The organism is Paraburkholderia sp. DHOC27 (assembly GCF_003429005.1).
Lineage (GTDB): Bacteria > Pseudomonadota > Gammaproteobacteria > Burkholderiales > Burkholderiaceae > Paraburkholderia.
On record NZ_QVQV01000003.1, the window covers coordinates 363,238 to 385,301 of the forward strand.

Genomic DNA, 22,064 nt, shown 5'->3' on the forward strand with positions numbered 1-22,064 from the left:
GTCCTGCGGTCGAGACAACCCCATCGAGCATCATGAACTCATCCGCATCACCTCAAGCCAATCCGCTCGCTCACCTGTTCGAGAACAACGACAAGTGGGTGACCCGCAAACTGGCCGAAGATCCCGAGTATTTCTCGCGGCTCGCTCATCAGCAGACACCCGAGTATCTGTGGATTGGTTGCTCGGACTCGCGCGTGCCGGCCAATCAGATCATCGGCCTGCCGCCGGGCGAAGTGTTCGTGCATCGGAACATCGCCAACGTCGTGGTGCATACCGATCTGAACTGCCTGTCGGTGATCCAGTTCGCTGTCGACCTGCTGAAGGTCAAGCACATCATGGTGGTCGGCCATTACGGCTGCTCGGGTGTAGCCGCGGCGCTGCATGGCCGGCGCGTCGGGCTTGCCGATAACTGGCTGCATCACGTGCAGGACGTGCGCACCAAACACGCGGCGCTGCTCGAAGCATGGCCGCTTGGTGAAGCACGTCACCGCCGTCTGGTGGAACTGAATACGATCGAGCAGGTCGTCAATGTATGCCGCACCACGATCCTCAACGATGCGTGGGCACGCGGTCAGGACGTAACTGTGCATGGCTGGGCGTATGGCGTGCATGACGGCAAGGTTCGCAATCTGGGCATGTCGATCAACCAGCCCGATGCGCTGGATGAGTCGTATCAACGCTGCGTCGCCGCCGTGACGGCGGGCGGCGTGCATCAAGCAGACAACGACGTCATCGCTGCCGATGCAGCGAAGCTCGGCGACGTGCCGGCTGTCGTCGAAGGTGTCATCAAGGAGCTAAAACATGAGTGAGACGAAACACAACACACAGAGCGATCCGGTCGTGATCGTGTCAGCCGCCCGCACGCCGATGGCGGCGTTTCAGGGCGATTTCGCGGCGCTCACCGCGCCGCAACTCGGGGCAAAGGCGATTGCAGCCGCCGTTGAACGCGCAGGCTTGCAGCCGGCGCAAATCGACGAAGTGGTGATGGGTTGCGTGCTGCCCGCCGGGCTTGGCCAGGCGCCCGCGCGTCAGGCGGCGCTCGGCGCGGGCCTGCCGCTTGCCACCGGCAGCACGACCGTGAACAAGATGTGCGGCTCCGGCATGCGCGCGGCCATGTTCGCGCACGACATGCTCGCCGCCGGTTCGGTGGACGTGATCGTCGCGGGCGGCATGGAAAGTATGACCAACGCGCCCTACCTGTTGCCGAAGGCACGCGGCGGCATGCGCATGGGCCACGGTCAGGTGATCGATCACATGTTCTACGACGGACTGGAAGATGCCTACGACAAGGGTCGTTTGATGGGCCACTTCGCCGAAGAATGCGCCGCCTCGTTCGACTTCACGCGTGATGCGCAGGACGCCTTTGCCATCGAATCACTGAAGCGCGCCAAGCGTGCTAACGAAGACGGATCGTTTGCTTGGGAAATTGCACCCGTCACCGTGGAGAGCCGCAAGGGTGACGTGACCATCGAGCGCGACGAGCAGCCGTTCAAGGCGAACCTCGAGAAGATCGCGTCGCTCAAACCCGCGTTCAGCAAAACCGGCACGGTGACGGCCGCGAACGCCTCGTCCATTTCCGATGGCGCCGCCGCGCTCGTGATGATGCGCGAGTCGACCGCGCGCCGCCTGGGTGTGGAGCCGCTTGCACGTGTCGTCGGGCACTCGACCTTCGCGCAGGAGCCGGCAAAGTTTACGACCGCACCGGTTGGCGCGATTCGCAAGCTGTTCGAGAAGAACGGCTGGCGTGCCGACGAAGTGGATCTGTATGAGATCAACGAAGCGTTCGCCGTGGTCACGATGGCCGCGATGAAGGAACACAAGCTGCCCCACGACAAGGTCAACGTGAACGGCGGCGCGTGCGCGCTCGGTCATCCAATCGGCGCGTCGGGCGCGCGCATTCTCGTCACGTTGATTGGCGCGCTGAAGCAGCGCGGTCTGAAGCGCGGCGTGGCGACGCTCTGCATTGGCGGAGGCGAAGCTACTGCTATGGGTATCGAACTGGTGTAGCGCATGACAATGTGTGCGTCGGCGCGTTGGCATACGCGGACGCCGGTGCACCCTGCCCGGCGCACAGCAAGGATAGTGAGGTAAAGCCAATGAAAACCGTATTGATCGTGGGCGCGTCGCGCGGCATTGGCCGCGAGTTCGTGCATCAGTACAAGCGTGCTGGCTGGCGTGTGCTGGCCACCGCGCGTGACGACGAATCGCTGGCCGCGCTGGCCGCCCTCGGTGCCGAAACCTTTTCTCTCGATGTCACCGAGCCTGCGGAGATCGCCGCGTTCGGCTGGAAACTCGATGGTGAACGGCTCGACGCCGCGATCCTCGTATCGGGCGTGTACGGCCCGCGCACCGACAGCGTCGAGACCGTCACCGCCGAAGACTTCGACGCAGTGATGGTGACCAATGTGCGCGGTCCGATGCAATTGATTCCGGTCCTGCTGCCGCTCGTCGAAGATGCGCGCGGCGTGCTGGCCGTGCTGTCGAGCCGCATGGGCAGCATCGCCGATGCAACCGGCACCACGGGTTGGCTGTATCGCGTGAGCAAGGCGGCGCTCAACGATGCGATCAAGATTACCTCGCTGCAAACGCGACATGCGGCCTGCGTCGCGCTGCATCCCGGCTGGGTTCGCACCGACATGGGTGGCGCACAGGCCGCGATCGATCCTGAACGCAGCGTGACCGGCATGCGCGAAGTGCTCGCCCAGGCGGCCGCTTCGCATGAAGCGTTCAATGGCCGCTTCTATCAATACGACGGCACGTCTCTCGACTGGTGAATCACTTGACTGCGCAACGATCGCCAACACAACAATCGCGCCCCCTGACGTGTCCCTGTGGCGGCGCCGCGCCGAATCTACGCAGCGGTGCGAAACCGCCCGCCTATGCAATGTGCTGCGGACCCTTCATCGACGGCGGCGAGTACGCACCTCGTGCACTCGAACTGATGCGCTCGCGTTACAGCGCCTATGTGCTCGGTGAGACCGCCTACCTGCGCGCGACGTGGGCGCCCCATACGTGCCCTGCGGATCTCGACGCCGCCCCTGACGCACCCGATGCACCCCGCTGGCTCGGCCTGCAGATCAAGCGCTTCGCAGAACACGACGCGACGCATGCTGAAGTCGAATTCGTCGCACGTTTCAAGGTCGGCGGACGCGCGCATCGGTTACACGAAACGAGCCGCTTCGTGCGCGATGACGACGGCCGCTGGCGCTATGTCGACGGTGATGTCGACGAGACGTAAGGCCCCGCAAAAAAGCCCTGAATGAAGCGAGCCTGCTGCGCGTTGCAGAGTAAGGGACTGTAAGGACTACGCAGGCTTTCGTGTCATGTGACACGCACGCACATGTGCCCCTCAATCACCGATGCATGATTTGTTGGCCGGGTACCACATCGGTCAATTGTTCCTTTCACCTGCCGCAGCGGCGTGCCTCAAGGATTCGACGCGACCTCGAGGCGTCGAGCACACCGAATTTTTTTGGTCGCGGGTTCTCCTTAATTGCACAACCACAAATTGTCGTGCCAGGATCGGCCTGTAGGTTTTGTAGCGACACGTTGTGAGGGTGCGGTCTAAACCGTCCCCGCATAGATGTCCGGAAGCCTCGCCGGAACCTTCACGGTACGAGTTTCGGCGACAGCTTCGAAGGACACCGTGTGTTGCTCATCTTCGGCGCGTGGGGTCGCGTCGGCCAAGGTTGTTGGTCATCCCGTGCGATCTCGATTCGCGTGCGTGCGCCAGGCGCGCTACATACGCGAGTGTCTTTTTGTTGCTTCCAATCTGACCGAAAGGCAACTGTCAGCGAGCAACGAAGAGCCGTGGGCGGCATAGGTTTTAAGGACGTACTTCAGGGCGGGTGCAGCGCATGGGTTGCAGAAAGTTTTTGACGGCAGGAATGATGGTGTGTGCGTGGACGGCCTGTGCCGTTTCATTCGCGCAAGCCGACCCACTCGCCGACACACAGGGTGGCCCCCTGAGCCGCGCCGCCGCGCCCATTGCTTTGGACGACGACGCCTACCTCCCCGCCGCCCGTCTCAACGAAACCGTCATCCGCGTTCCCGTGGATGCAGCCGGTTCCATCACACTCGAAACGACCGTGTACAAGCCGGATGGCCCTGGTCCGTTTCCGATGATCGTCTTCAATCACGGCAAGATGCCGGGCGACCCGCGTGCGCAATCGCGCAGCGAACCGCTGCCGTTTGCGCGCGAGTTCGTACGACGCGGCTATGTGGTGGTGGCGCCGAACCGCGAAGGTTTCGCGCAATCGGGCGGCACGTACCGGCAGGATGGTTGCGACGTGGCGACCAACGGTCTCGACCAGGCGGCGGATGTCGCCGCGACCGTCGACTTCATGTCGAAGCAGTCGTATGTGGATGCGCAGCACATTGTCGTCGCCGGCACCTCGCACGGCGGCCTCGCGACGATTGCCTACGGCGTGGAAGCCAACCCGGGTGTACGCGCGCTGATCAATTTCTCCGGTGGCTTGCGGCAGGACGCGTGTACGGACTGGCAGGGCAACCTGATCCATGCGTTCGATTCGTACGGCGCGAAGACGAGTGTTCCGTCGTTGTGGCTGTATGGCGATAACGATTCGATCTGGTCGGCTCCGCTGGTTGCGAACATGTACGCCGCTTACGCAGCGCACGGCGCGAACGCGAAGATGGTGGACTTTGGCGTCTACAAGAACGACGCGCACCGGCTGGTGGGCGACCGCGATGGCGTGCGAGTCTGGTGGCCGGCGGTGGAAGCATTCCTTGCACGCGTCGGGATGCCGACGGGTGTGCAGTACCGGGTCGAGGATCCGGCGCCGCCCAAGGCGAGTGGCTTTGCTGCGCTGGATGCGGTGACGGCGGTGCCTTTCGTCGATGACGCGGGGCGCGCTGGGTATCGGAATTTCCTGCATCAGTATCCTAGCCGGGCTTTTGCCGTATCGGACTCGGGGGCCTGGTCGTGGGCTGAAGGTGGGGATGATCCGATGTCGGTTGCTGTGGCGAATTGCCAGAAGCAGAGTTCCGATCCTTGCAGGTTGTATGCGGTGAATGATTCTGTTGTATGGAGTGATGGTGGGTCGCAGACTGCTTCTGCGGGTGCTGCTGGTGCTGCTGCTGTTGTTGGCTCCGCCGGTGGGGATAAGGGGGCGTTGGCTAGTCGGTGATGGTTTGGTTTTTTTGTCTTGCTGATGGCTCTGGGTTTTTTGGGCTTTGGCCTTTCCTTGATTTCTTATTGGTTTGCTTGTGTTGCCCCTGTGCGGGGCGGCACTCACTTTCTTTGCCGCCGCAAAGAAAGTAAGCAAAGAAAGCGGGCTCACACCGCTAGCTCGTAGGTGTCCACCTCGCCGCTCTCGCGGCATTGGTCCGAGACAAGACCCTCCTTCGCACTCTCCCCGCTCGTGGCACAGCAGTCATTCATCCCACTTCGCACTTCGTGCGTCGCGGATCGGTCCGCTCGGGAAATCCGGTAGTCGCTCAGGCGAAAATGTCTAGGATTCCGTGTTATTCAGCAGACCGCGCCAGTTATGCCCTTCGGCGGGGCGCGCAGCGCAACGCTGGAACGGATGACTGCCTGGTCACTAAGGCGAGTTGTGCGAGAGCTCATCTCGTCTCGGACCAATGCCGCGATCGCGGCGAGGGAGACACCTACTGGCTGGCGGTGTGAGCCGCTTTCTTTTGCCTACTTTTCTTTGCGGCAGGCAAAGAAAAGTAGGTGCCGCCCCGCACAGGGGCAACGCAAATAAATCAATAAGAAATCAAGGAAAGGCCAACGCCCAGAAACAAGCCACAAAAAAGCAACCAGACCACCAAGTAAACAAGGAAAGACCAACAAAACCAGAAAAAACCCAAAAACAAACGACCAACTCAAAGATTTTTCCAGTAAAGCCAGCTCACTTTGCCGCCGTCATCTCCCCTCATCTGAACCCTTCACCAAAAAACACCCACGACCTGTCGCGAACACCCCAAAACTCCGAACGAGCACCAAAAAACAAGCCCCGCAGGGGGGAGTGCACGACAAGAAAGAAAGCGCTAATCTCGACCCCGCCGCGGCGCCAAGCCGCCCACTCGCCCCACCGGCAGGCAAAACCGCCAGCCACCGCGAGAGAAACAAAAAGCACCGGAGTAGCAGTGTCGACCACAGCAAGCACCCCAACACCTCAACCTCAATCCGATGACTGGATCGCCCGCAGCCTGCGCGCCATCTGGCACCCCTGCACGCAAATGAAACACCACGAGCGTCTGCCGCTCGTCCCCGTTTCGCGTGGCGCCGGTGCCTGGCTCTACGATCGCGACGGTCATCGTTACCTCGATGCCATCAGCTCCTGGTGGGTCAATCTGTTCGGCCACGCCAATCCGCGTATCAATGCAGCCCTCAAAGACCAGCTCGATACGCTCGAACACGCCATGCTCGCCGGTTGCACGCACGAGCCCGCCATCGAACTCGCCGAGCGGCTCTCCGCGCTCACCCAGCACACGCTCGGTCACGCTTTCTTCGCCTCGGACGGCGCCTCCGCTGTCGAGATCGCCCTGAAAATGAGCTTCCATTCATGGCGTAATCGCGGCTTCGCGGACAAGCAGGAATTCGTCTGCATCGCTAACAGTTATCACGGAGAGACCATCGGCGCTCTCGGCGTCACGGATGTCGCGCTCTTCAAGGATGCCTACGATCCGCTGATCCGTCACGCGCACGTCGTTCAGTCGCCCGATGCCCGGCTCGCACAAGCGGGCGAAAATGCCACGGACGTCGCGCGTCGCGCGCTCGATCACGTTCGCGCGCTCTTAGAATCCCGCAACAATCGCATCGCGGCGCTCATCGTCGAGCCGCTCGTGCAGTGCGCGGCCGGTATGGCCATGCACGACCCGTCGTATATCGCCGGGCTGCGCGCCCTGTGCGACCAATATGGCGTGCATCTGATCGCCGACGAAATCGCAGTCGGTTGCGGCCGGACCGGCACGTTCTTCGCGTGCGAACAGGCCGGCGTGTGGCCCGACTTCCTGTGCCTCTCGAAAGGCATCAGCGGCGGCTATCTGCCGCTTTCCATCGTGCTCTCGCGCGACGAAATTTTCGCGGCCTTCTATCACGACGAGACGGCACGCGGCTTCCTGCATTCGCACTCGTACACCGGCAATCCGCTCGCGTGCCGCGCGGCACTCGCGACGCTCGACCTCTTCGCCAGCGACGACGTGCTCGCTCAAAACGCCCGCAAGTCCGCTGTCCTGCGAGCTGCACTCGCGCCGCTCGCGGATCATCCTCAGGTCCGCAACCTGCGTCAGTGCGGCACCATCTTCGCATTCGATGCGGTCATCACCGACGCTCAACGTGCCGCATCCTTCTCGCGCCGTTTCTTCGAAAACGCGTTGCAGCGTGAACTGCTGATCCGCCCCATCGGCACGACGGTGTATCTGATGCCGCCGTACATCCTCGAAGACGACGATCTCGCCTGGCTCGCGGCACGCACGCGCGAGACCTTCGAAGCGACCTTGCAGGAGGGTGCGTAATGGCCATGCATTTGCTCAAAACGCTCGAAGCGGGTCTGAAAGACATCGACGCACACGGCTTGCGTCGTCGTCGCCGCACCGCCGACACGCCATGCGCCGCTCACATGATGGTGGACGGCCGCGAAATGATCGGCTTTGCCAGCAACGACTATCTCGGCCTCGCGGCACATCCCTCGCTGATTGCTGCGATCGCCGAAGGCGCGCAGCGTTACGGCGCGGGTAGCGGCGGTTCGCATCTGCTGGGCGGCCACTCGCGCGCGCACGCGTTGCTCGAAGACGAATTGGCGGAGTTCGTCGGCGGCTTTGTCGATGCCCCGCGTGCGTTGTACTTCAGCACTGGCTACATGGCGAACCTCGCCACGCTGACGGCACTCGCCGGTCGCGGCACCGCACTCTTCTCCGACGCGCTTAATCACGCGTCGCTGATCGACGGCGCGCGGCTTTCGCGCGCCGATGTGCGGATCTATCCGCACGCCGACACTGCCGCACTGCGCGCATTGCTCGAAGCATCGGATGCCGAAGTAAAAATCATCGTCTCCGATACGGTCTTCAGCATGGATGGCGATGTCGCGCCGCTTACGCGTCTGCTCGCACTCGCGGAACAGCACGGTGCGTGGCTTATCGTCGACGACGCGCACGGCTTCGGCGTGCTCGGCCCGCAGGGCCGCGGTGCGATCGCGGCAGAAGCGTTGCGCTCGCCGCACCTCATCTCCATCGGCACGCTCGGCAAAGCGGCGGGCGTGTCCGGTGCTTTCGTCGTCGCCCATGAGACCGTGATCGAATGGCTCGTGCAGCGGGCTCGTCCGTACATTTTCACCACGGCGTCGGTGCCGGCTGCGGCGCACGCCGTGTCGGCAAGTCTGCGCATCATTGGCGGCGACGAGGGCGATGCGCGCCGTGCGCATCTGCATCAATTGATCGAGCGCACCCGCGCGATGCTCAAGCGCACGCCGTGGTTGCCCGTGGACTCGCACACCGCCGTGCAGCCGCTCATCATCGGCACGAACGAGGCGACGCTCGATATCGCCGCCACGCTCGATCGTGCCGGGCTGTGGGTGCCTGCCATCCGGCCGCCCACCGTCCCGGTCGGCACGTCACGTTTACGGCTGTCATTGTCCGCTGCTCACTCACACGCTGACCTCGATCGGCTGGAAGCCGCCCTACTGCAACTCAGCGAGGTCGCGGCATGAGCACCTCAAGCACATCAATTACGCCGCTGTCGCTATTCGTCACCGGTACGGATACTGAAATCGGCAAAACGCTCGTCTCGGCGGCGCTGCTGCGCGGCTTCACGCGCGCGGGACTGCGCGCCGCCGCGATGAAACCCATCGCCGCCGGCGCATTCGAAGTAGACGGCGTGTGGCACAACGAAGATGCCGATCAGTTGGACGCGGCGTCGAGCGTGCTGCTGCCACCCGGGATTCGCACACCGTATCTGCTGAAAGCGCCCGCCGCGCCCCACATCGTGGCCGAGCAGGAACACGTCACGCTGGATATCCCACGCATCGTCGATTGTCACGCCGAGGCCATGCAACGCGCGGACGTCGTGGTGGTGGAAGGCGTGGGCGGGTTTCGCGTCCCGCTCACGGATACGCTCGACACCGCCGATCTGGCGGTTGCACTGAACCTGCCGGTCGTGCTGGTGGTCGGCATGCGCCTGGGCTGCATCAGCCACGCGCTGCTGACTGCCGAGGCCATCGTGGCGCGAGGTCTGCATCTGGCCGGCTGGGTCGCCAATCGCGTCGACCCGGACATGAGTTTCGCCGACGAAAACATCGCTGCAATTCGTAGCCGGCTAGCACGCCAATACGACGTGCCGCTGCTCGGCATCGTGCCGCACATGCAGCCGATTTCCGCTGACGCCGCCGCCGACTGCCTCGACACGCCTCACCTTTTGCAGACACTGCGCGCCGCGCGGTCCTGACTGACCACATAACTATCCTAGAGGATTGACGACATGACCCAGCTTCACCTCGATCGCCCCCAAACCGCTCCGACCGCCACCGACGCCACGCACGCCGCCGCCCAGCAAAAAGCGCGCTGGCGCGTGGCCGATATCGTTGCGTTGTACGAACTGCCGCTCAACGATCTGCTGTTCCGCGCGCAGCAGGTGCATCGCGAGCACTTCGACGCCAACACCGTGCAACTGTCGACGCTGCTCTCCATCAAGACCGGCGGTTGCGAAGAGGACTGCGCGTATTGTCCGCAGTCGGTGCATCACGATACGGGTTTGCAGGCGGACAAACTGATGCCGGTGGACGAGGTGCTGGCCGCCGCGCGCACCGCCAAGGGCAACGGTGCAACGCGCTTCTGCATGGGCGCGGCATGGCGCAATCCGAAGGACCGTCACCTGGAGCCCATCAAGGAAATGATTCGCGGCGTGAAGGCGTTGGGACTCGAAACCTGCGTAACGCTCGGCATGCTGGAGACGCATCAGGCGCAAGGTCTGCGTGAGGCGGGGCTGGACTACTACAACCATAACCTCGACACGTCCCCCGAGTTTTACGGTCAGATCATCTCGACGCGCACGTATCAGGACCGCCTCGATACGCTGGAACGCGTGCGCGACGCAGGCATCAACGTGTGTTGCGGCGGCATCGTCGGGCTGGGTGAATCGCGTCGTGAACGCGCGGGACTGATCGCGCAACTGGCGAACATGGAGCCGTATCCGGAATCGGTGCCGATCAATAATCTGGTGCAGGTGGAAGGCACGCCGCTCAGCGGCACGGAAGCGCTGGACCCGTTCGAGTTCGTCCGCACGATCGCCATTGCGCGCATTACGATGCCGCGTGCGATGGTGCGTCTGTCAGCCGGTCGCGAGCAGATGAACGAAGCATTGCAGGCCATGTGCTTCCTCGCGGGCGCGAATTCGATTTTCTATGGCGATCAGTTGCTCACCACCAGCAACCCGCAAGCCGAAGCGGATCGCAAGCTGCTCGCACGTCTGGGCATGCGCGCGGAAACGGCGCAGCAGATGCCGCTCGCCAGGAGTGCCTGCGACCAGGCTTGCGACGCGCATGGCGCGGCGAGCTAACTACCAAGCGTTAAGCTCTAAACGCGTGGCGGCCCCGGCGTTAGCGGTCGTCACGCATGCGCCTGCGCCGCCAGTTCGAGCGTGTCTTCACGAAACCTGAGCGGCGCGGCGCAGTGCACCAGCGTATCGACGAAGTACTTGGCGCGCGGCCACGGGCCAAAGCCGGCCGCTGTGTTGATATGACCGGCATCGCCGAGATTGACGAAGGCACTGCCAAAACGCTGCGCGAGTTCGCGCGACTCCGCGAGCGGCATCCACGGATCGGTCTCACTGCCGATCAGGATCGAGGGCACGCCGAGCCGCCGTGCTTCGAACGGCCCCGCGAACGAAAACTTCGCAGGACTCGCGGGCGCCACGAACAGAATACCCACCACGTCCGCCACATACGACGCCTGTTGCAACGCATGCGCGGCAGCGAGGCAACCAAAACTGTGCGCCGCCAGCACGAATGGCCCGCGCTCACGCGCCAATACATCGCGCACGGACTGCGCCCAGACGGCGAGGTTGGGGGCGTCCCAATCGGCCTGCTCGACGCGCACCGAGCGGGCGAATTGCCGCTCGAGCCAGCTTTGCCAATGCGCGCCTTCACTGCCGTGCAGGCCAGGCACCGTGACGAGCCGCGGCGGCCACGGCGTTTTGCTGCATGAGAGCATGATTCTCCTCACTACCCCGATCTGGAAACCTATTGTGGCGCTGGGTGCCAGGGGCACGAACCAACTTATTGTGCTTTGCTTATTGGCTCGCGCGTCGGCCGCGCCCGCTCCAACGCCCGCTCGCGCTCAGGACGGCGTCACGCCTTTGGCTCGAAGCGCGCAGTGATTCACCGCGTCCCGTTTCGTCCCGCCCAGGTCAGATCAAACGCGATCGGCGTCGAAAAAGTAGAATGAAGCCTACCCCCAAAACGGAGTCCGCCCCATGTCGACCGCTTCGTCCGTCTCCTCACGCAGCCTGCAGCCCTTTCATCTGGCTTTCCCGGTCACGAGCCTCGCCAACGCGCGCGCCTTCTATGGCGATCTGCTCGGTTGCCCGGAAGGCCGTAGTTCACCGGAATGGGTCGACTTCGACTTCTTCGGCCATCAACTGGTCGCGCATCTCGCCCCGGACGAAACCGGCCGCGCCGGTGTGAATGCCGTGGATGGCGACGACGTCCCCGTGCGCCATTTCGGCGTCGTGCTCAGCATGGACGACTGGCACACCCTTGCCGACAAGTTGAAGGCCGCAGACACCGCTTTCATCATCGAGCCGCATATCCGCTTCAAAGGTGAAGTGGGCGAGCAAGCCACCATGTTCTTCCTCGACCCGTGCGGCAACGCGCTGGAGTTCAAGGCCTTCGCGGACATCGGCCGCCTGTTCGCCAAATGACCCGACGCGTTCCCGCATGAAAGTCATTTTCTACACGCCGCCGAAAGAGGCCGCCGACTGGCTGCGTGATTTCGCTCACGCAATGCCCGAGGCCGAACTACGCGAGTGGCAACCGGGTGATGATGCGCCGGCGGATTTCGCCGTCGTATGGCGGCCGCCGCGCGAGATGTTCACGCCGCGCGCAGGGTTGCGTGCGGTGTTCAACCTGGGCGCGGGCGTGGACGCGATTCTTGCGTTGGAACGCGAGCATCCCGGCACGCTGCCGCGTGATGCGCAACTCATTCGCATCGAAGATGGCGGTATGGCGCCGCAGATGGCCGAATACGTGGGGCACGCGGTACTGCGCTACCTGCGCCGCTTCGACGAGTACGACATCCTGCAGGCGGAACGCCGCTGGAAAGTGCTCGAACCGCATCCACGCGAAACGTTCACGGTCGGCATACTCGGCATGGGCGTGCTCGGCTCGCATGTGGCTCGTGCGCTCGCGCCGTTCGGCATGCCCGTGCGTGGTTATAGCCGCAGTCCGCGAGACATCGAAGGCGTCAAAACCTATGCAGGCGAAGCGCAATTCGACGCGTTCCTCAGCGGCGTGAAGGTGCTGGTGAATCTGCTGCCGCATACGCCGGACACGCACGATGTGCTCGACGCGCGCGTGTTTTCAAAGCTGGCACACGGCGCGTATCTGATCAACGTCGCGCGTGGGGCGCATCTGGTTGAACAGGATTTACTCGACGCGCTCGCCAGCGGTCAGATCGCGGCGGCGACGCTCGACGTGTTCCGTGAAGAGCCGTTGTCTGCCAATCATCCGTTCTGGCGGCAACCGCGTATTACGATCACGCCGCACAGTTCGGCGCTGACATTGCGCGCGGAGAGCGTTGCGCAGGTTGCTGCGAAGATCGCGGCGCTGGCGCGTGGCGAATCGGTGACGGGCGTGGTGGATCTGGCGCGGGGTTATTGAATTCACAGGCGACGCTGCTTTGCTGTGTCGACATCCTGCGTCGATGAACATAGATGAACGTATATGAACCAGAAAGCGTGCGTAACGCGCGAACGCTGGAAGAAAGGAGACATATCATGGGCTTGCCTCAAGCCGTCAAGATCGTTGAAGTCGGTCCGCGCGACGGTCTGCAAAACGAGAAGGATTTTGTGCCCACCGCGGTGAAGATCGAATTGATCAACCGGCTGTCGGCAGCGGGATTTCGCAATATCGAATCGGCTTCGTTCGTGTCGCCGAAATGGGTGCCGCAAATGGCCGACGGCGCCGACGTCATGGCCGGCATCGAGCGCCGCCCCGGCACGCTCTACTCGGTATTGACGCCCAATCTGCGCGGCTTCGAAGGCGCACTGGCGGCGCGTGCCGACGAGATCGTGATCTTCGGCGCGGCCAGCGAAGCGTTCTCGCAACGGAACATCAACTGCAGCATCGCGGAGAGCATTGCGCGCTTCGAGCCGGTTGCTCAAGCGGCCAAGCAGCATGGCGTGCGGATTCGCGGCAGCGTCTCATGTGCGCTCGGTTGTCCTTATCAAGGCGAGGTGCCGGTCGAATCCGTGGTGGATGTGGTCGAGCGCTTCGCTGCGCTCGGCTGCGACGAGATCGACATCGCCGATACGATCGGCGTGGGCACGCCCAACCGGACACGCGCAGTCTTCGACGCCGTCGCGCAGGTGTTTCCGCGCGAGCGCCTGTCCGGGCACTTTCACGACACTTATGGCCAGGCACTGGCGAACATCCACGCCGCGCTGCTCGAGGGCATCGAGATTTTTCACGCGTCGGTGGCGGGGCTCGGCGGCTGCCCGTACGCCAAAGGCGCAACGGGCAATGTCGCGACCGAAGACGTGCTGTATCTGATGAACGGCCTCGGCATCGAGACGGGCATCGATCTATCGCAAGTGGTCGCGATTGGCGATTTCATCTCGACGGCGGTCGGCAAGCCTAACGTCTCGCGGGCCGGAAAAGCGCTGCTGGCCAAAGCGCGCAGTGAGCAAACGTCGTGTGTCTGATGCGGCCGTGACGCGCCGGCCCACCCCTACTCTTTCGTAACGGGAATTTGCTTCATGACGGACAACACCCTTCCACACGTCGACGATCTTGCCGCCCTGCCCGATGCCGCGCGGCGTGTCGCGCTGCTGCTGCGCGAGCGCGGCCATGCCGGCCGTATCGTGATGCTGCCGGAGACTGGCAAGACCTCGACCGAAGCCGCCGCCGGCCTCGGCTGTGAAGTCGCGCAGATTGCCAAGTCGATTCTGTTTCGCCGTCGCGAGGACGACGCGCCGGTGCTGGTCGTAGCGAGCGGCGCGAATCGCGTGGATGAAAAGAAAGTGGCGGCGCAGGTGGGCGAGATTGCGCGTGCCGATGCGAAGTTTGTCCGCGAGAAAACCGGCTATGCCATTGGCGGCGTCTGTCCGATCGGTCACGCGACGGAACCCGTGACGCTGATCGACGCCGATTTGCTGACGCTCGACAGTCTGTGGGCCGCCGCCGGCCATCCCCATGCGGTGTTCAACCTGTCGCCGCAGGAACTGGTGACGCTGACCGGCGCGCCCGTTGCTGATGTCGCGCTGCGAGAGCCGGCATGACCACGGGTGTCGCGCCAACCCCGGACATCATCGCGCCCGTGCCGTCGCCATGCATCGACGTGTGCCGTATGGACGCCGCCACGGGCTGGTGCGAAGGGTGTCTGCGCAGCATTGACGAAATCCGCGACTGGTCATCTTATGACGACGCCGTCAAACGCTCGGTATGGGACAGCCTCGAGAGCCGTCACGCGCAATGGCTCATGGCCCGTAAGCAGGCTTCGGCATGAAGGCGCCGCCGCGTGTCGTGACGCCAGGCGAAGTCGTCAGCGAAACGTTGCCGCTGTCACCCGACTCGGTCAAGTCGTTCGCGACGCTCGTCAATGATCTGAACCCGCTGCATCACGATGAGGCTTACGCAGCGCAAAGCCGCTTCGGTGGACTGATTGCGTCTGGCACACAGCCGTCAGCGTATTTCATGGCCATGCTGGCCACGCATTTCTCGCGTTTCGCACAACCGTTGGGGCTCGAGTTCAACATCCAGTTGAAGAAGGCAGTCCTTGCGCACGACACGTTGACGATGACATGGCGCGTGCGCGACGCATGGTGGAAGCCGAGTTTGAACGGCGACTTGACCCAGCTCGACGGTCACGTTGTGAACCAGCGCGGTGACACCATGCTGCTCGGCACGGCAACCATCCTCGTCATGCCCAAACCCGGCGAGGAGCAAGTGCGCCCATGAGCTTGCCCCCTTCCATCCAGGTGTTAGAACGCGGCTGGCTGTCGTCGAACAATGTGCTGTTGATGGACGACGCATGCGCCGCCCTGATCGACACCGGCTACGTGAGCCACGCGCCGCAAACGCTCGCTCTGGTGCAAAGCGCGCTGGCTGGGCGACCACTCGATCTGATCGTCAACACGCATCTGCACTCGGACCATTGCGGCGGCAACGCGCTGTTGCAGTCCGCGTGGCCGCAATGCCGTACTGCGATTCCGCAGGCCGAATCAGAGGCCGTAGCGACGTGGGACCTGACGCGTCTCACTTACCGCGCCACCGGCCAGCGCTGCGCGCCCTTCACCTTCACCGAAACGATCGCACCCGGTGCCTCGCTCACATTGGGCAATCTGGACTGGCAGGTGCTCGGCGCACCCGGCCACGATCCGCATTCGCTGATGCTCTACTGCGCGAGCGAACGTGTGTTGATCAGTGCGGACGCGTTATGGGAAAACGGCTTCGGGGTGATCTTCCCGGAACTCGAAGGCGAGAGCGGCTTTGCGGAACAGCAGGCCGTGCTTGAACTGATTGCTGGCCTCGACGTGCGGACGGTGATTCCCGGTCACGGTGCGCCGTTCACGGACGTCGCGCCGGCGCTGGAGCGGGCTTTTTCACGCATCGCGTGGCTGCGTGCCGATCCCGCTCGCAATGCAAAGAACGCGCTGAAGGTGCTGATCGTGTTCAAGCTGCTGGAGGTGCGCGAAATGAGCTTCGATACGCTGCTGCAGATGCTCGATGACGCCACCGTGATGCGTGCGGCTGCCGCGATGCTCAAGCCACGCGATGCGTGGCCCGCGCTGCTGCACGGGTTGGTCGAGGAACTGGCGGTCAGCGGCGGACCGCTGGCAGTGGATGGTGCGCGCATCGTCGCACGCGGTCGCTGAGAATGCTCGCGCGTCAGCGATAACCGCTAACGACGCGCGCCACAAAAAAGAAAGCCGCTCGCAAAAATGGCGAACGGCGCAATTCGGTCGACGTGATCAGCGTCAGAGGAAATCATACCCGTGTGATTTTTTTGGCCGCATCAGTGATTTCCCTACAAAATCTTGACACTACCTTGTAGCCTGCCTACGACGACGCGCAGCGCCGACAGCCTCGAACCCTCCAACCGCCCTACTGCTCGACCGCCTCGAAGAACGACAGCATCTCCGCGAGCAGTTCATCCGGCGCCTCTTCGGGAATGTAGTGTCCGCACGGCAGCGCGCGGCCGCTCACGTCACGCGCCACGTGCCGCCATTCGGCGAGCGCGTCGAAGCATTGTTCGATGACGCCTTCCGCGCCCCACAGCACGCGCAGCGGGCAGCCAATCTTGCGGCCGCATTCGATATCCGCGCGGTCATGGTCCAGATCAATGGTCGCCGAAGCACGGTAGTCCTCGCAGATCGCGTGCACGGTGCCCGGTTGACGCAACGCGTGACGGTACGCCTCCAGCGCTTCGGGCGTGAAAGGCGCGAGCCCCGCGTGACGGCTGCCCATCACGCGGTCGACGTACACATCCGGGTTCGCGCCAATCAGCGTTTCCGGCAGCGGCTCCGGCTGGATCAGGAAGAACCAGTGGAAGTAGGACGTGGCGAAGGTGCGATCGGTGGCTTCGTACATGGCGAGCGTGGGCGCGATGTCGAGCAGCATCAGACGCTCGACGGCATCCGGATGGTCGAGCGCCATACGGTGCGCGACCCGCGCGCCGCGATCGTGCGCGCAGACCAGGAATCGTTCGAAGCCGAAATGGCGCATCACCGCAACCTGATCGGCCGCCATCGCGCGCTTCGAGTAGGCGGCGTGCGTGGCGTCGCTGGCAGGTTTGCCCGACGCGCCGTAGCCTCGCAGATCCGTGGCGATCACGGTGAAATGTTCAGCGAGCTGCGCGGCACAGCGATGCCAGATCAGATGCGTCTGCGGATGGCCGTGCAGCAGCAACAGAGGCGGCCCTGCGCCGCCCTTGACGCCGAAGATATCGACGTCACCCACGGCGACGCGAAACGGCGTGAAATCCTCGTAGGGCATGGCGATGTCTCTCTTGTCGTTGTACTCAAGGGCATTGTAGGAGCGCTTCGTGGCACTGCGGGGTGGGCTGGGCCACGTAAGCGTCGAACCTGAATACTCCTTCCAACTGCATGCGGACCGCACAACGCCGTGCTTTGGCCTATAATCGAACGATCGTTCTTAAATTTTTGCCGCTTGCATCGGCTACGCGGACGGGGCACCGAAGGAACCTACTAAAGCGCCCCGCCAAGCGGTGCGCAGCCGCACGTGCCCCGTCTTGCATGCGGTAGCCCAACTACACTCATAAATGCCGGTCGTCTGCCACGTACCGGCCAGCTATCAGGAGACTCGCATCATGGCTTTGCCCGCCGTCCTGCAGCACCTCGCGCTGCCTGTTGTCGCCTCGCCCATGTTCATCGTCAGTTACCCCGAGCTGGTGCTGGCCCAGTGCAAGGCCGGCATCGTGGGATCGTTCCCCGCGCTCAACGCGCGGCCGGCCGAACTGCTCGACGAATGGCTCACGCAGATTCAGGCGTCGCTCGCCGAGCACAAGGCAGCGAACCCGGATGCCGTGGTGGGGCCGATCGCCGTCAACCAGATCGTCCATCAGTCGAACACACGGCTCGAACACGACGTACGTGTGTGCGTCGAGCACAAGGTGCCCATCTTCATCACCAGCCTGCGGGCGCCGGCGCGAGAGATCATTGACGCAGTGCATAGCTACGGCGGCATCGTGCTGCATGACGTGATCAATATCCGTCACGCGCAGAAGGCGCTCGAGGCGGGCGTCGACGGCCTGATCCTGGTCGCGGCGGGCGCGGGTGGCCACGCCGGCACGACCTCGCCGTTCGCGCTGGTGGGCGAAGTGCGGCGTATTTTCGACGGCCCGATCGTGCTGTCAGGCTCGATCGCCAATGGCGGCTCGATTCTCGCCGCGCAGGCAATGGGCGCCGACCTCGCGTACATGGGCACGCGCTTCATCGCCACCCAGGAAGCTCACGCGGTGGATAGCTACAAGCACGCCATCGTCAGCGCGAGCGCGTCGGACATCATCTACACCAACCTCTTCACCGGGGTACACGGCAATTACATTCGCGAGAGCATCGTCAACGCGGGGCTCGATCCGGAGGCGCTGCCGCAATCCGACAAGACTGCGATGAATTTCGGCAGCGACAAGGCCAAAGCCTGGAAGGACATCTGGGGCGCGGGCCAGGGCGTGGGTTTGATGGACGATGTGCCGAGCGTGGCGGAACTGGTGGGACGGTTGGCGAAGGAGTATGAGGAGGCGAAGACGCGGCTGGGAGTGGGTCGCTGACTGGCTGAGGCGCGAGTGCTTGAGGCGCTGAAGCGGCGTAGCCTCCGACCGGCGCTGAAGCGCCAGCGCGGTGACTCGCTGCAGGCCGTCTCTCAGCTCACGGCCAGCGCCATGATCTGCTCGAACGACGGCCACAGCGCTTCGTTTGCAAAGCGGGTCGCGAGGAAATCGACGAACGAGCGAACCTTCGCCGACAGATGACGCCGGCTCGCATAGACGACGTGAATAGGCAGTTCGCTCGGCGGCACCTCGTTGACCAGCAACGGCACGAGGCGCCCCGCCGCGAGATCGCCGCCAATCACTTCCGTGCCGAGCATCGCGATCCCCGCCCCTTGCAGCACGAGAACCCGCAGCGCCTCCAGATGATTGACGATCAGATTGCCGGAGAGCCGCATGCGCTGCCCGGCGTCGCCATTGGCCAACCCAAGCTCAGGCGCGGCCACTCCGGCGTACTGCAGGTAGTTGTGGCGCGCCAGATCAGCGAGCTTTTCGGGCGTGCCGTGCCGGCGCAGATACTCGGGCGACGCGCACAGCACCAGATGCGCGGTGGCGATCTGCCGGGCAATCAGTGAGGAAGACTTGAGGCCGGTGGGCGACGCGCGGATCGCGACGTCGAAGCCCTCGTCGATCAGCTCGACCAGCCGGTCCGAGAGCGTCATTTCCACCGTCACCTTGGGATACTGCGCCGCATAGTCGGCCACTGCGCTCATCAAATAGCTCAAGCCGAAGGCCGACAGCGACGACACGCGCAGCCGCCCTTGCGGCACCACGCTCGCCGCGCCCACTACCTGTTCCGCTTCTTCCAGCTCAGTCAGCACCTGGCTCAAGCGCTCGAAATACTCGCGACCGGCTTCGGTTGGCGCGACACGCCGCGTGGTGCGGTTCAGGAGCCGTGCACCGAGTTGCTGTTCGAGATGCATGACGTGCTTGCTCGCCATCGCCGCGGACATCTCCATGCGTTCGGCCGCGCCGACGAAACTGCCCGCTTCGACGACGTGGCGAAACACTTTCATGCTGATGAGGGTGTCCATAACAATCGCTCGCGGAAGGAATGAATCCGCGTCATTTTGCCGTTTTTATCAACGTGCTGTGAGCAAAACGCGTAGCGATGCGTTGAATGCGACAAACCCCGCCTTCGTGAGAAGGCGGGGTTTGTTTTGAACTGCCAGCCCGCTTTGCGCAAGGCCGTTCCGAACCGGGGATCAGAACTTCGTGCGAATGCCCACGCCGTAGGTGTCGCCCGACGACTGCGACGTGAACTTGTCGTACATATAGGCCGCGTAGACGTCCGTGCGCTTGGACAGCGGATAGTCATAGCCAAGGGCCGCCGTCTGACGCGTCTGGTCCAGCCCGCTGCCGTCACGCGAGTACGCGTACGACGCCATGATGGTGCCCGGACCCGCCGGGACCGTCACGCCGCCCTGCGCGGTGTTCACGTGCCAGCTGCCGGTGGTCTGGTCGTTGTACGTGTACATGTACTGGCCGTAGAACTTGACGAACTTCAGGTCATACGACAAGCCCAGTTGCGCCACGCTCTGGCTCTTCATGTTGAGCAGTCCAACGCTTTGCGCGAGCGAAGTCAGATCGCCCGGGTTGTTGTTGAAGTTGACGTACTGGTAGACGCCGGTTGCTGCGAACGGGCCGTGGAAGTACAGGAACTGGGCGCTCCACTTCTTCGCGCCATTGTCGCCGGCCGTGTTGCCGAGCGCGTACATCACGTTGCCGCTCAGGCCGCCGAAGTTAGGCGTGGAGTACTGCACGGCATTGTTCCAGCCCGAATCGCCCACCACGCCCGTGTCGGTCGTGTAGGTCGGGAACGTGCCGAGGCCGAGGTAGGTGTGCCACACCATCGGCGAGAACTCGTACGAGTCGACGAACGGGTTGAACAGAATCGTCGACACGAACAGCGGCGTCGTCAGACGGCCCGCCGTCACCGTGCCGTACGGCGATTCGATACCCACGTAGGCATTGCGCGAGAACATCGTGTCGCCGGTAAAGCGGCCGTACTGACCGTTTTGCGCGAGGAAGAAGCCTTCGAGGGTGAAGAGCGCCTTATAGCCACCGCCCAGATCTTCTTCGCCCTTCATGCCCCAGTACGAGGTGGACATGCCACCGCCCGACACCTCCGCAGCGCTCTTGCCATCCGGGAATTTCTGCGCGCCGACCCACTCGTCGACCTGGCCATAGAGCTGCACGCTCGACTGAGCGAACGCCGACGACGCGCCAGCAACCAGGCCCGCGACGAGAGTCGCCTTGAGGGTGGTTTTGAGCGCACGGCGGGTGGTTGTATTCATGGGTTCTCCTGTCTTTGTCAAAAGGGGGTGGCTGTGCGTCGGGGGAGCTCGCGCCAACGGTTTCTTGTTCGTCCGTTAGATCACCGAGCTAATCTGGGCGGGATCATCTTTGCGGACCATTTTTGTGGACAAAAATATGAGTTGTTATTGCGGGTATATCGGTCTGATTAGTTTTTTCGGATATCGGCCGGGTACGGGCAAAGTTCGCTCGGCTGAAGATTGAGCGGGCGCGATTATCGCAACGGCCTGTAAAGCACGCCAGTCTTGCAGGAGCGAGGGTGATAGCGGACGAATCGCAGTCCCGACGACAGCGCCCCGCGCGACGGGCGGACGCCGAAAAACGATGTGAATACAACGTGTCAGGCCAAAGCAAAAGTGTGGCGTGAATACGTCACTCTGGCGGGTGCGGAACTGTCCATCAGGCGGGGGAAAGCGCTAAACAAGCGCTAACCAGGCGTTGAGCGGGCGTCGACGAGGCGACGATAGGCGGAAGAGAAGAGGTCTTTGAAGCTCTCGCACCCATCAGGGCACTACTTTTGATGGGCGGCTGGAAACGGTCTATGCATGCAGGCCACGCGGCGACGGTGGCTGGAACCGCACGCCGTCAACGGCGTGCGACTCGCAAGGAAGGAGGAGGAGAACCTAGTTGCGGTATGGCGACGGCCCCGGCGGGCGCGAGATATATTCCGGCGGCCGCGGTGCTGGGCGGTTGGCGCCGCGTTCCTCGTTGTAGCGTGCCACGTCGGCGCGGATCGAACCGGCTCTCACGAGCGATTCGTCTTCTGGCGGACGCGGCACCGAATGGGTCTCCGCACTTACCGTGGTGATAGCACCGGCGTACTGGAAGCCACCAGCGTCTCCGTGCCCGTAGCCGCGCGGATCGTTGCGGAATGCCTCGTTGGGACCACCCATCCGCGAGGCGCTGTTGAAGTTGCCGCGCCCTGCACCCATCGCACTATTCCCACCGCGTGCAACATGTATGCTGCGGTCGTAAGACGCGGCATGATCGTTGCGGTAGCCGTAGGAACTAAAGGCCCGGGAACCGAAGGCACGCGCGTTGTCATTGCCTTGACGCTGGAAGTTCGCATGCGGATAACCACCGCCGCCATGCGGCATCGCAGCGCCTTTTGCGAAGACGAGCGGGCTCAGCACAGCCAGGACTGCGCACAACACCCAACGACTCGTTTTCGACAACCCTGCGTCCACCATGATTCACCTGCCCGAGGTCCTGCCTGAAGCGTACCGTTCGAGCCACGGCATGCTTGTTACGGGAGTCGCGCCACATGCTGCAAATGTTCCGCAGCA

The 22,064-nt window shown here is 63.3% G+C and carries 22 protein-coding genes; 17 read left to right on the forward strand and 5 right to left on the reverse strand.

The features are described from left to right. Positions 1-32 precede the first annotated feature (32 nt). The 9 genes from can to bioB all read left to right on the forward strand — a co-directional run bounded on the left by can (position 33) and on the right by bioB (position 10,516). A complete protein-coding gene (gene can, locus D0B32_RS13625; RefSeq protein WP_117334505.1) occupies positions 33-809 on the forward strand; it encodes a carbonate dehydratase in 777 nt (258 codons plus the stop codon). Continuing rightward, positions 802-2,007: an acetyl-CoA C-acetyltransferase gene (locus D0B32_RS13630; protein ID WP_117334506.1), complete on the forward strand. Its 1,206-nt coding sequence runs from the start codon at positions 802-804 to the stop codon at positions 2,005-2,007. The genes can and D0B32_RS13630 overlap by 8 nt, the downstream gene beginning before the upstream one ends. Before the next feature lie 89 nt (positions 2,008-2,096). Beyond that, positions 2,097-2,774, forward strand: a complete 678-nt coding sequence (locus tag D0B32_RS13635) for an SDR family oxidoreductase (RefSeq protein WP_117334507.1) — start codon at positions 2,097-2,099, stop codon at positions 2,772-2,774. Positions 2,775-2,779: 5 nt separating this feature from the next. Then, on the forward strand, positions 2,780-3,238 hold the full coding sequence (locus D0B32_RS13640) for a YchJ family protein (protein ID WP_117334848.1): 459 nt from the start codon (positions 2,780-2,782) through the stop codon (positions 3,236-3,238). A gap of 619 nt (positions 3,239-3,857) precedes the next feature. Then, the gene (locus D0B32_RS13645) at positions 3,858-5,147 is read left to right on the forward strand and encodes a dienelactone hydrolase family protein (RefSeq protein WP_117334508.1); all 1,290 of its coding nucleotides are present in this window, start codon (positions 3,858-3,860) and stop codon (positions 5,145-5,147) included. 964 nt (positions 5,148-6,111) lie between these two features. After that, complete coding sequence (gene bioA / locus D0B32_RS13655; RefSeq protein ID WP_117334510.1) at positions 6,112-7,482, forward strand: adenosylmethionine--8-amino-7-oxononanoate transaminase; 1,371 nt, start codon at positions 6,112-6,114, stop codon at positions 7,480-7,482. A 5-nt stretch (positions 7,483-7,487) separates the two neighbouring features. Beyond that, entirely contained in the window at positions 7,488-8,672 is a 1,185-nt protein-coding gene (gene bioF / locus D0B32_RS13660) for an 8-amino-7-oxononanoate synthase (RefSeq protein ID WP_117334849.1), read from the forward strand. Then, positions 8,669-9,406, forward strand: a complete 738-nt coding sequence (bioD, locus tag D0B32_RS13665; protein WP_117334511.1) for a dethiobiotin synthase — start codon at positions 8,669-8,671, stop codon at positions 9,404-9,406. The genes bioF and bioD overlap by 4 nt, the downstream gene beginning before the upstream one ends. A 33-nt stretch (positions 9,407-9,439) precedes the next feature. Then, on the forward strand, positions 9,440-10,516 hold the full coding sequence (gene bioB / locus D0B32_RS13670; protein WP_117334512.1) for a biotin synthase BioB: 1,077 nt from the start codon (positions 9,440-9,442) through the stop codon (positions 10,514-10,516). A gap of 50 nt (positions 10,517-10,566) precedes the next feature. On the opposite strand, the gene D0B32_RS13675 is transcribed toward bioB, so the two are convergent. Further along, positions 10,567-11,169 carry an alpha/beta hydrolase gene (locus D0B32_RS13675; RefSeq protein ID WP_117334513.1) on the reverse strand — a complete coding sequence of 201 codons (603 nt, stop codon included), beginning with the start codon at positions 11,167-11,169 and terminating at the stop codon, positions 10,567-10,569. 262 nt (positions 11,170-11,431) lie between these two features. Between D0B32_RS13675 and D0B32_RS13680 the strand changes: the two genes are divergently transcribed. The 7 genes from D0B32_RS13680 (at position 11,432) to D0B32_RS13710 (ending at position 16,051) form a co-directional block, all read left to right on the forward strand. Beyond that, positions 11,432-11,878: a VOC family protein gene (locus D0B32_RS13680; protein ID WP_181969801.1), complete on the forward strand. Its 447-nt coding sequence runs from the start codon at positions 11,432-11,434 to the stop codon at positions 11,876-11,878. A 16-nt stretch (positions 11,879-11,894) separates the two neighbouring features. Then, positions 11,895-12,836, forward strand: coding sequence for a glyoxylate/hydroxypyruvate reductase A (locus D0B32_RS13685; protein ID WP_117334514.1), 942 nt, complete (start codon positions 11,895-11,897; stop codon positions 12,834-12,836). A 116-nt stretch (positions 12,837-12,952) separates the two neighbouring features. Further along, positions 12,953-13,879, forward strand: a complete 927-nt coding sequence (locus D0B32_RS13690) for a hydroxymethylglutaryl-CoA lyase (protein WP_117334515.1) — start codon at positions 12,953-12,955, stop codon at positions 13,877-13,879. 54 nt (positions 13,880-13,933) lie between these two features. Beyond that, positions 13,934-14,455, forward strand: coding sequence for a YbaK/EbsC family protein (locus D0B32_RS13695; protein WP_117334516.1), 522 nt, complete (start codon positions 13,934-13,936; stop codon positions 14,453-14,455). After that, entirely contained in the window at positions 14,452-14,682 is a 231-nt protein-coding gene (locus tag D0B32_RS13700) for a DUF1289 domain-containing protein (RefSeq protein ID WP_117334517.1), read from the forward strand. The genes D0B32_RS13695 and D0B32_RS13700 overlap by 4 nt, the downstream gene beginning before the upstream one ends. Beyond that, the gene (locus D0B32_RS13705; RefSeq protein WP_117334518.1) at positions 14,679-15,134 is read left to right on the forward strand and encodes a MaoC family dehydratase; all 456 of its coding nucleotides are present in this window, start codon (positions 14,679-14,681) and stop codon (positions 15,132-15,134) included. The genes D0B32_RS13700 and D0B32_RS13705 overlap by 4 nt, the downstream gene beginning before the upstream one ends. Then, on the forward strand, positions 15,131-16,051 hold the full coding sequence (locus D0B32_RS13710) for an MBL fold metallo-hydrolase (protein WP_117334519.1): 921 nt from the start codon (positions 15,131-15,133) through the stop codon (positions 16,049-16,051). The genes D0B32_RS13705 and D0B32_RS13710 overlap by 4 nt, the downstream gene beginning before the upstream one ends. A gap of 229 nt (positions 16,052-16,280) precedes the next feature. On the opposite strand, the gene D0B32_RS13715 is transcribed toward D0B32_RS13710, so the two are convergent. Beyond that, a complete protein-coding gene (locus tag D0B32_RS13715) occupies positions 16,281-17,171 on the reverse strand; it encodes an alpha/beta fold hydrolase (protein WP_117334520.1) in 891 nt (296 codons plus the stop codon). 334 nt (positions 17,172-17,505) lie between these two features. On the opposite strand from D0B32_RS13715, the gene D0B32_RS13720 reads away from it, so the two are divergent. Then, positions 17,506-18,465 carry a nitronate monooxygenase family protein gene (locus D0B32_RS13720; RefSeq protein ID WP_117334521.1) on the forward strand — a complete coding sequence of 320 codons (960 nt, stop codon included), beginning with the start codon at positions 17,506-17,508 and terminating at the stop codon, positions 18,463-18,465. Positions 18,466-18,557: 92 nt separating this feature from the next. On the opposite strand, the gene D0B32_RS13725 is transcribed toward D0B32_RS13720, so the two are convergent. From D0B32_RS13725 to D0B32_RS13735, 3 genes are all read right to left on the reverse strand, one after another. Continuing rightward, complete coding sequence (locus tag D0B32_RS13725) at positions 18,558-19,496, reverse strand: LysR family transcriptional regulator (RefSeq protein WP_117334522.1); 939 nt, start codon at positions 19,494-19,496, stop codon at positions 18,558-18,560. Positions 19,497-19,667: 171 nt separating this feature from the next. Then, the gene (locus D0B32_RS13730; protein WP_117334523.1) at positions 19,668-20,759 is read right to left on the reverse strand and encodes a porin; all 1,092 of its coding nucleotides are present in this window, start codon (positions 20,757-20,759) and stop codon (positions 19,668-19,670) included. A 642-nt stretch (positions 20,760-21,401) separates the two neighbouring features. Continuing rightward, positions 21,402-21,932: a hypothetical protein gene (locus D0B32_RS13735; RefSeq protein ID WP_117334524.1), complete on the reverse strand. Its 531-nt coding sequence runs from the start codon at positions 21,930-21,932 to the stop codon at positions 21,402-21,404. Positions 21,933-22,064 lie beyond the last annotated feature (132 nt).

Excerpts from the sequence above, each read along its gene's own strand:
- D0B32_RS13720 (WP_117334521.1), top strand. The coding sequence starts at position 17,506 with ATGGCTTTGCCCGCCGTCCTGCAGCACCTCGCGCTGCCTGTTGTCGCC.
- D0B32_RS13635 (WP_117334507.1), top strand. The coding sequence starts at position 2,097 with ATGAAAACCGTATTGATCGTGGGCGCGTCGCGCGGCATTGGCCGCGAG.
- bioB (WP_117334512.1), top strand. The coding sequence starts at position 9,440 with ATGACCCAGCTTCACCTCGATCGCCCCCAAACCGCTCCGACCGCCACC.
- D0B32_RS13710 (WP_117334519.1), top strand. The coding sequence starts at position 15,131 with ATGAGCTTGCCCCCTTCCATCCAGGTGTTAGAACGCGGCTGGCTGTCG.
- D0B32_RS13685 (WP_117334514.1), top strand. The coding sequence starts at position 11,895 with ATGAAAGTCATTTTCTACACGCCGCCGAAAGAGGCCGCCGACTGGCTG.
- D0B32_RS13715 (WP_117334520.1), bottom strand. The coding sequence starts at position 17,171 with ATGCCCTACGAGGATTTCACGCCGTTTCGCGTCGCCGTGGGTGACGTC.
- can (WP_117334505.1), top strand. The coding sequence starts at position 33 with ATGAACTCATCCGCATCACCTCAAGCCAATCCGCTCGCTCACCTGTTC.
- D0B32_RS13700 (WP_117334517.1), top strand. The coding sequence starts at position 14,452 with ATGACCACGGGTGTCGCGCCAACCCCGGACATCATCGCGCCCGTGCCG.
- D0B32_RS13645 (WP_117334508.1), top strand. The coding sequence starts at position 3,858 with ATGGGTTGCAGAAAGTTTTTGACGGCAGGAATGATGGTGTGTGCGTGG.
- D0B32_RS13675 (WP_117334513.1), bottom strand. The coding sequence starts at position 11,169 with ATGCTCTCATGCAGCAAAACGCCGTGGCCGCCGCGGCTCGTCACGGTG.
- D0B32_RS13630 (WP_117334506.1), top strand. The coding sequence starts at position 802 with ATGAGTGAGACGAAACACAACACACAGAGCGATCCGGTCGTGATCGTG.
- bioF (WP_117334849.1), top strand. The coding sequence starts at position 7,488 with ATGCATTTGCTCAAAACGCTCGAAGCGGGTCTGAAAGACATCGACGCA.
- D0B32_RS13680 (WP_181969801.1), top strand. The coding sequence starts at position 11,432 with ATGTCGACCGCTTCGTCCGTCTCCTCACGCAGCCTGCAGCCCTTTCAT.
- D0B32_RS13730 (WP_117334523.1), bottom strand. The coding sequence starts at position 20,759 with ATGAATACAACCACCCGCCGTGCGCTCAAAACCACCCTCAAGGCGACT.
- D0B32_RS13690 (WP_117334515.1), top strand. The coding sequence starts at position 12,953 with ATGGGCTTGCCTCAAGCCGTCAAGATCGTTGAAGTCGGTCCGCGCGAC.
- D0B32_RS13705 (WP_117334518.1), top strand. The coding sequence starts at position 14,679 with ATGAAGGCGCCGCCGCGTGTCGTGACGCCAGGCGAAGTCGTCAGCGAA.
- bioD (WP_117334511.1), top strand. The coding sequence starts at position 8,669 with ATGAGCACCTCAAGCACATCAATTACGCCGCTGTCGCTATTCGTCACC.
- D0B32_RS13695 (WP_117334516.1), top strand. The coding sequence starts at position 13,934 with ATGACGGACAACACCCTTCCACACGTCGACGATCTTGCCGCCCTGCCC.
- D0B32_RS13725 (WP_117334522.1), bottom strand. The coding sequence starts at position 19,496 with ATGGACACCCTCATCAGCATGAAAGTGTTTCGCCACGTCGTCGAAGCG.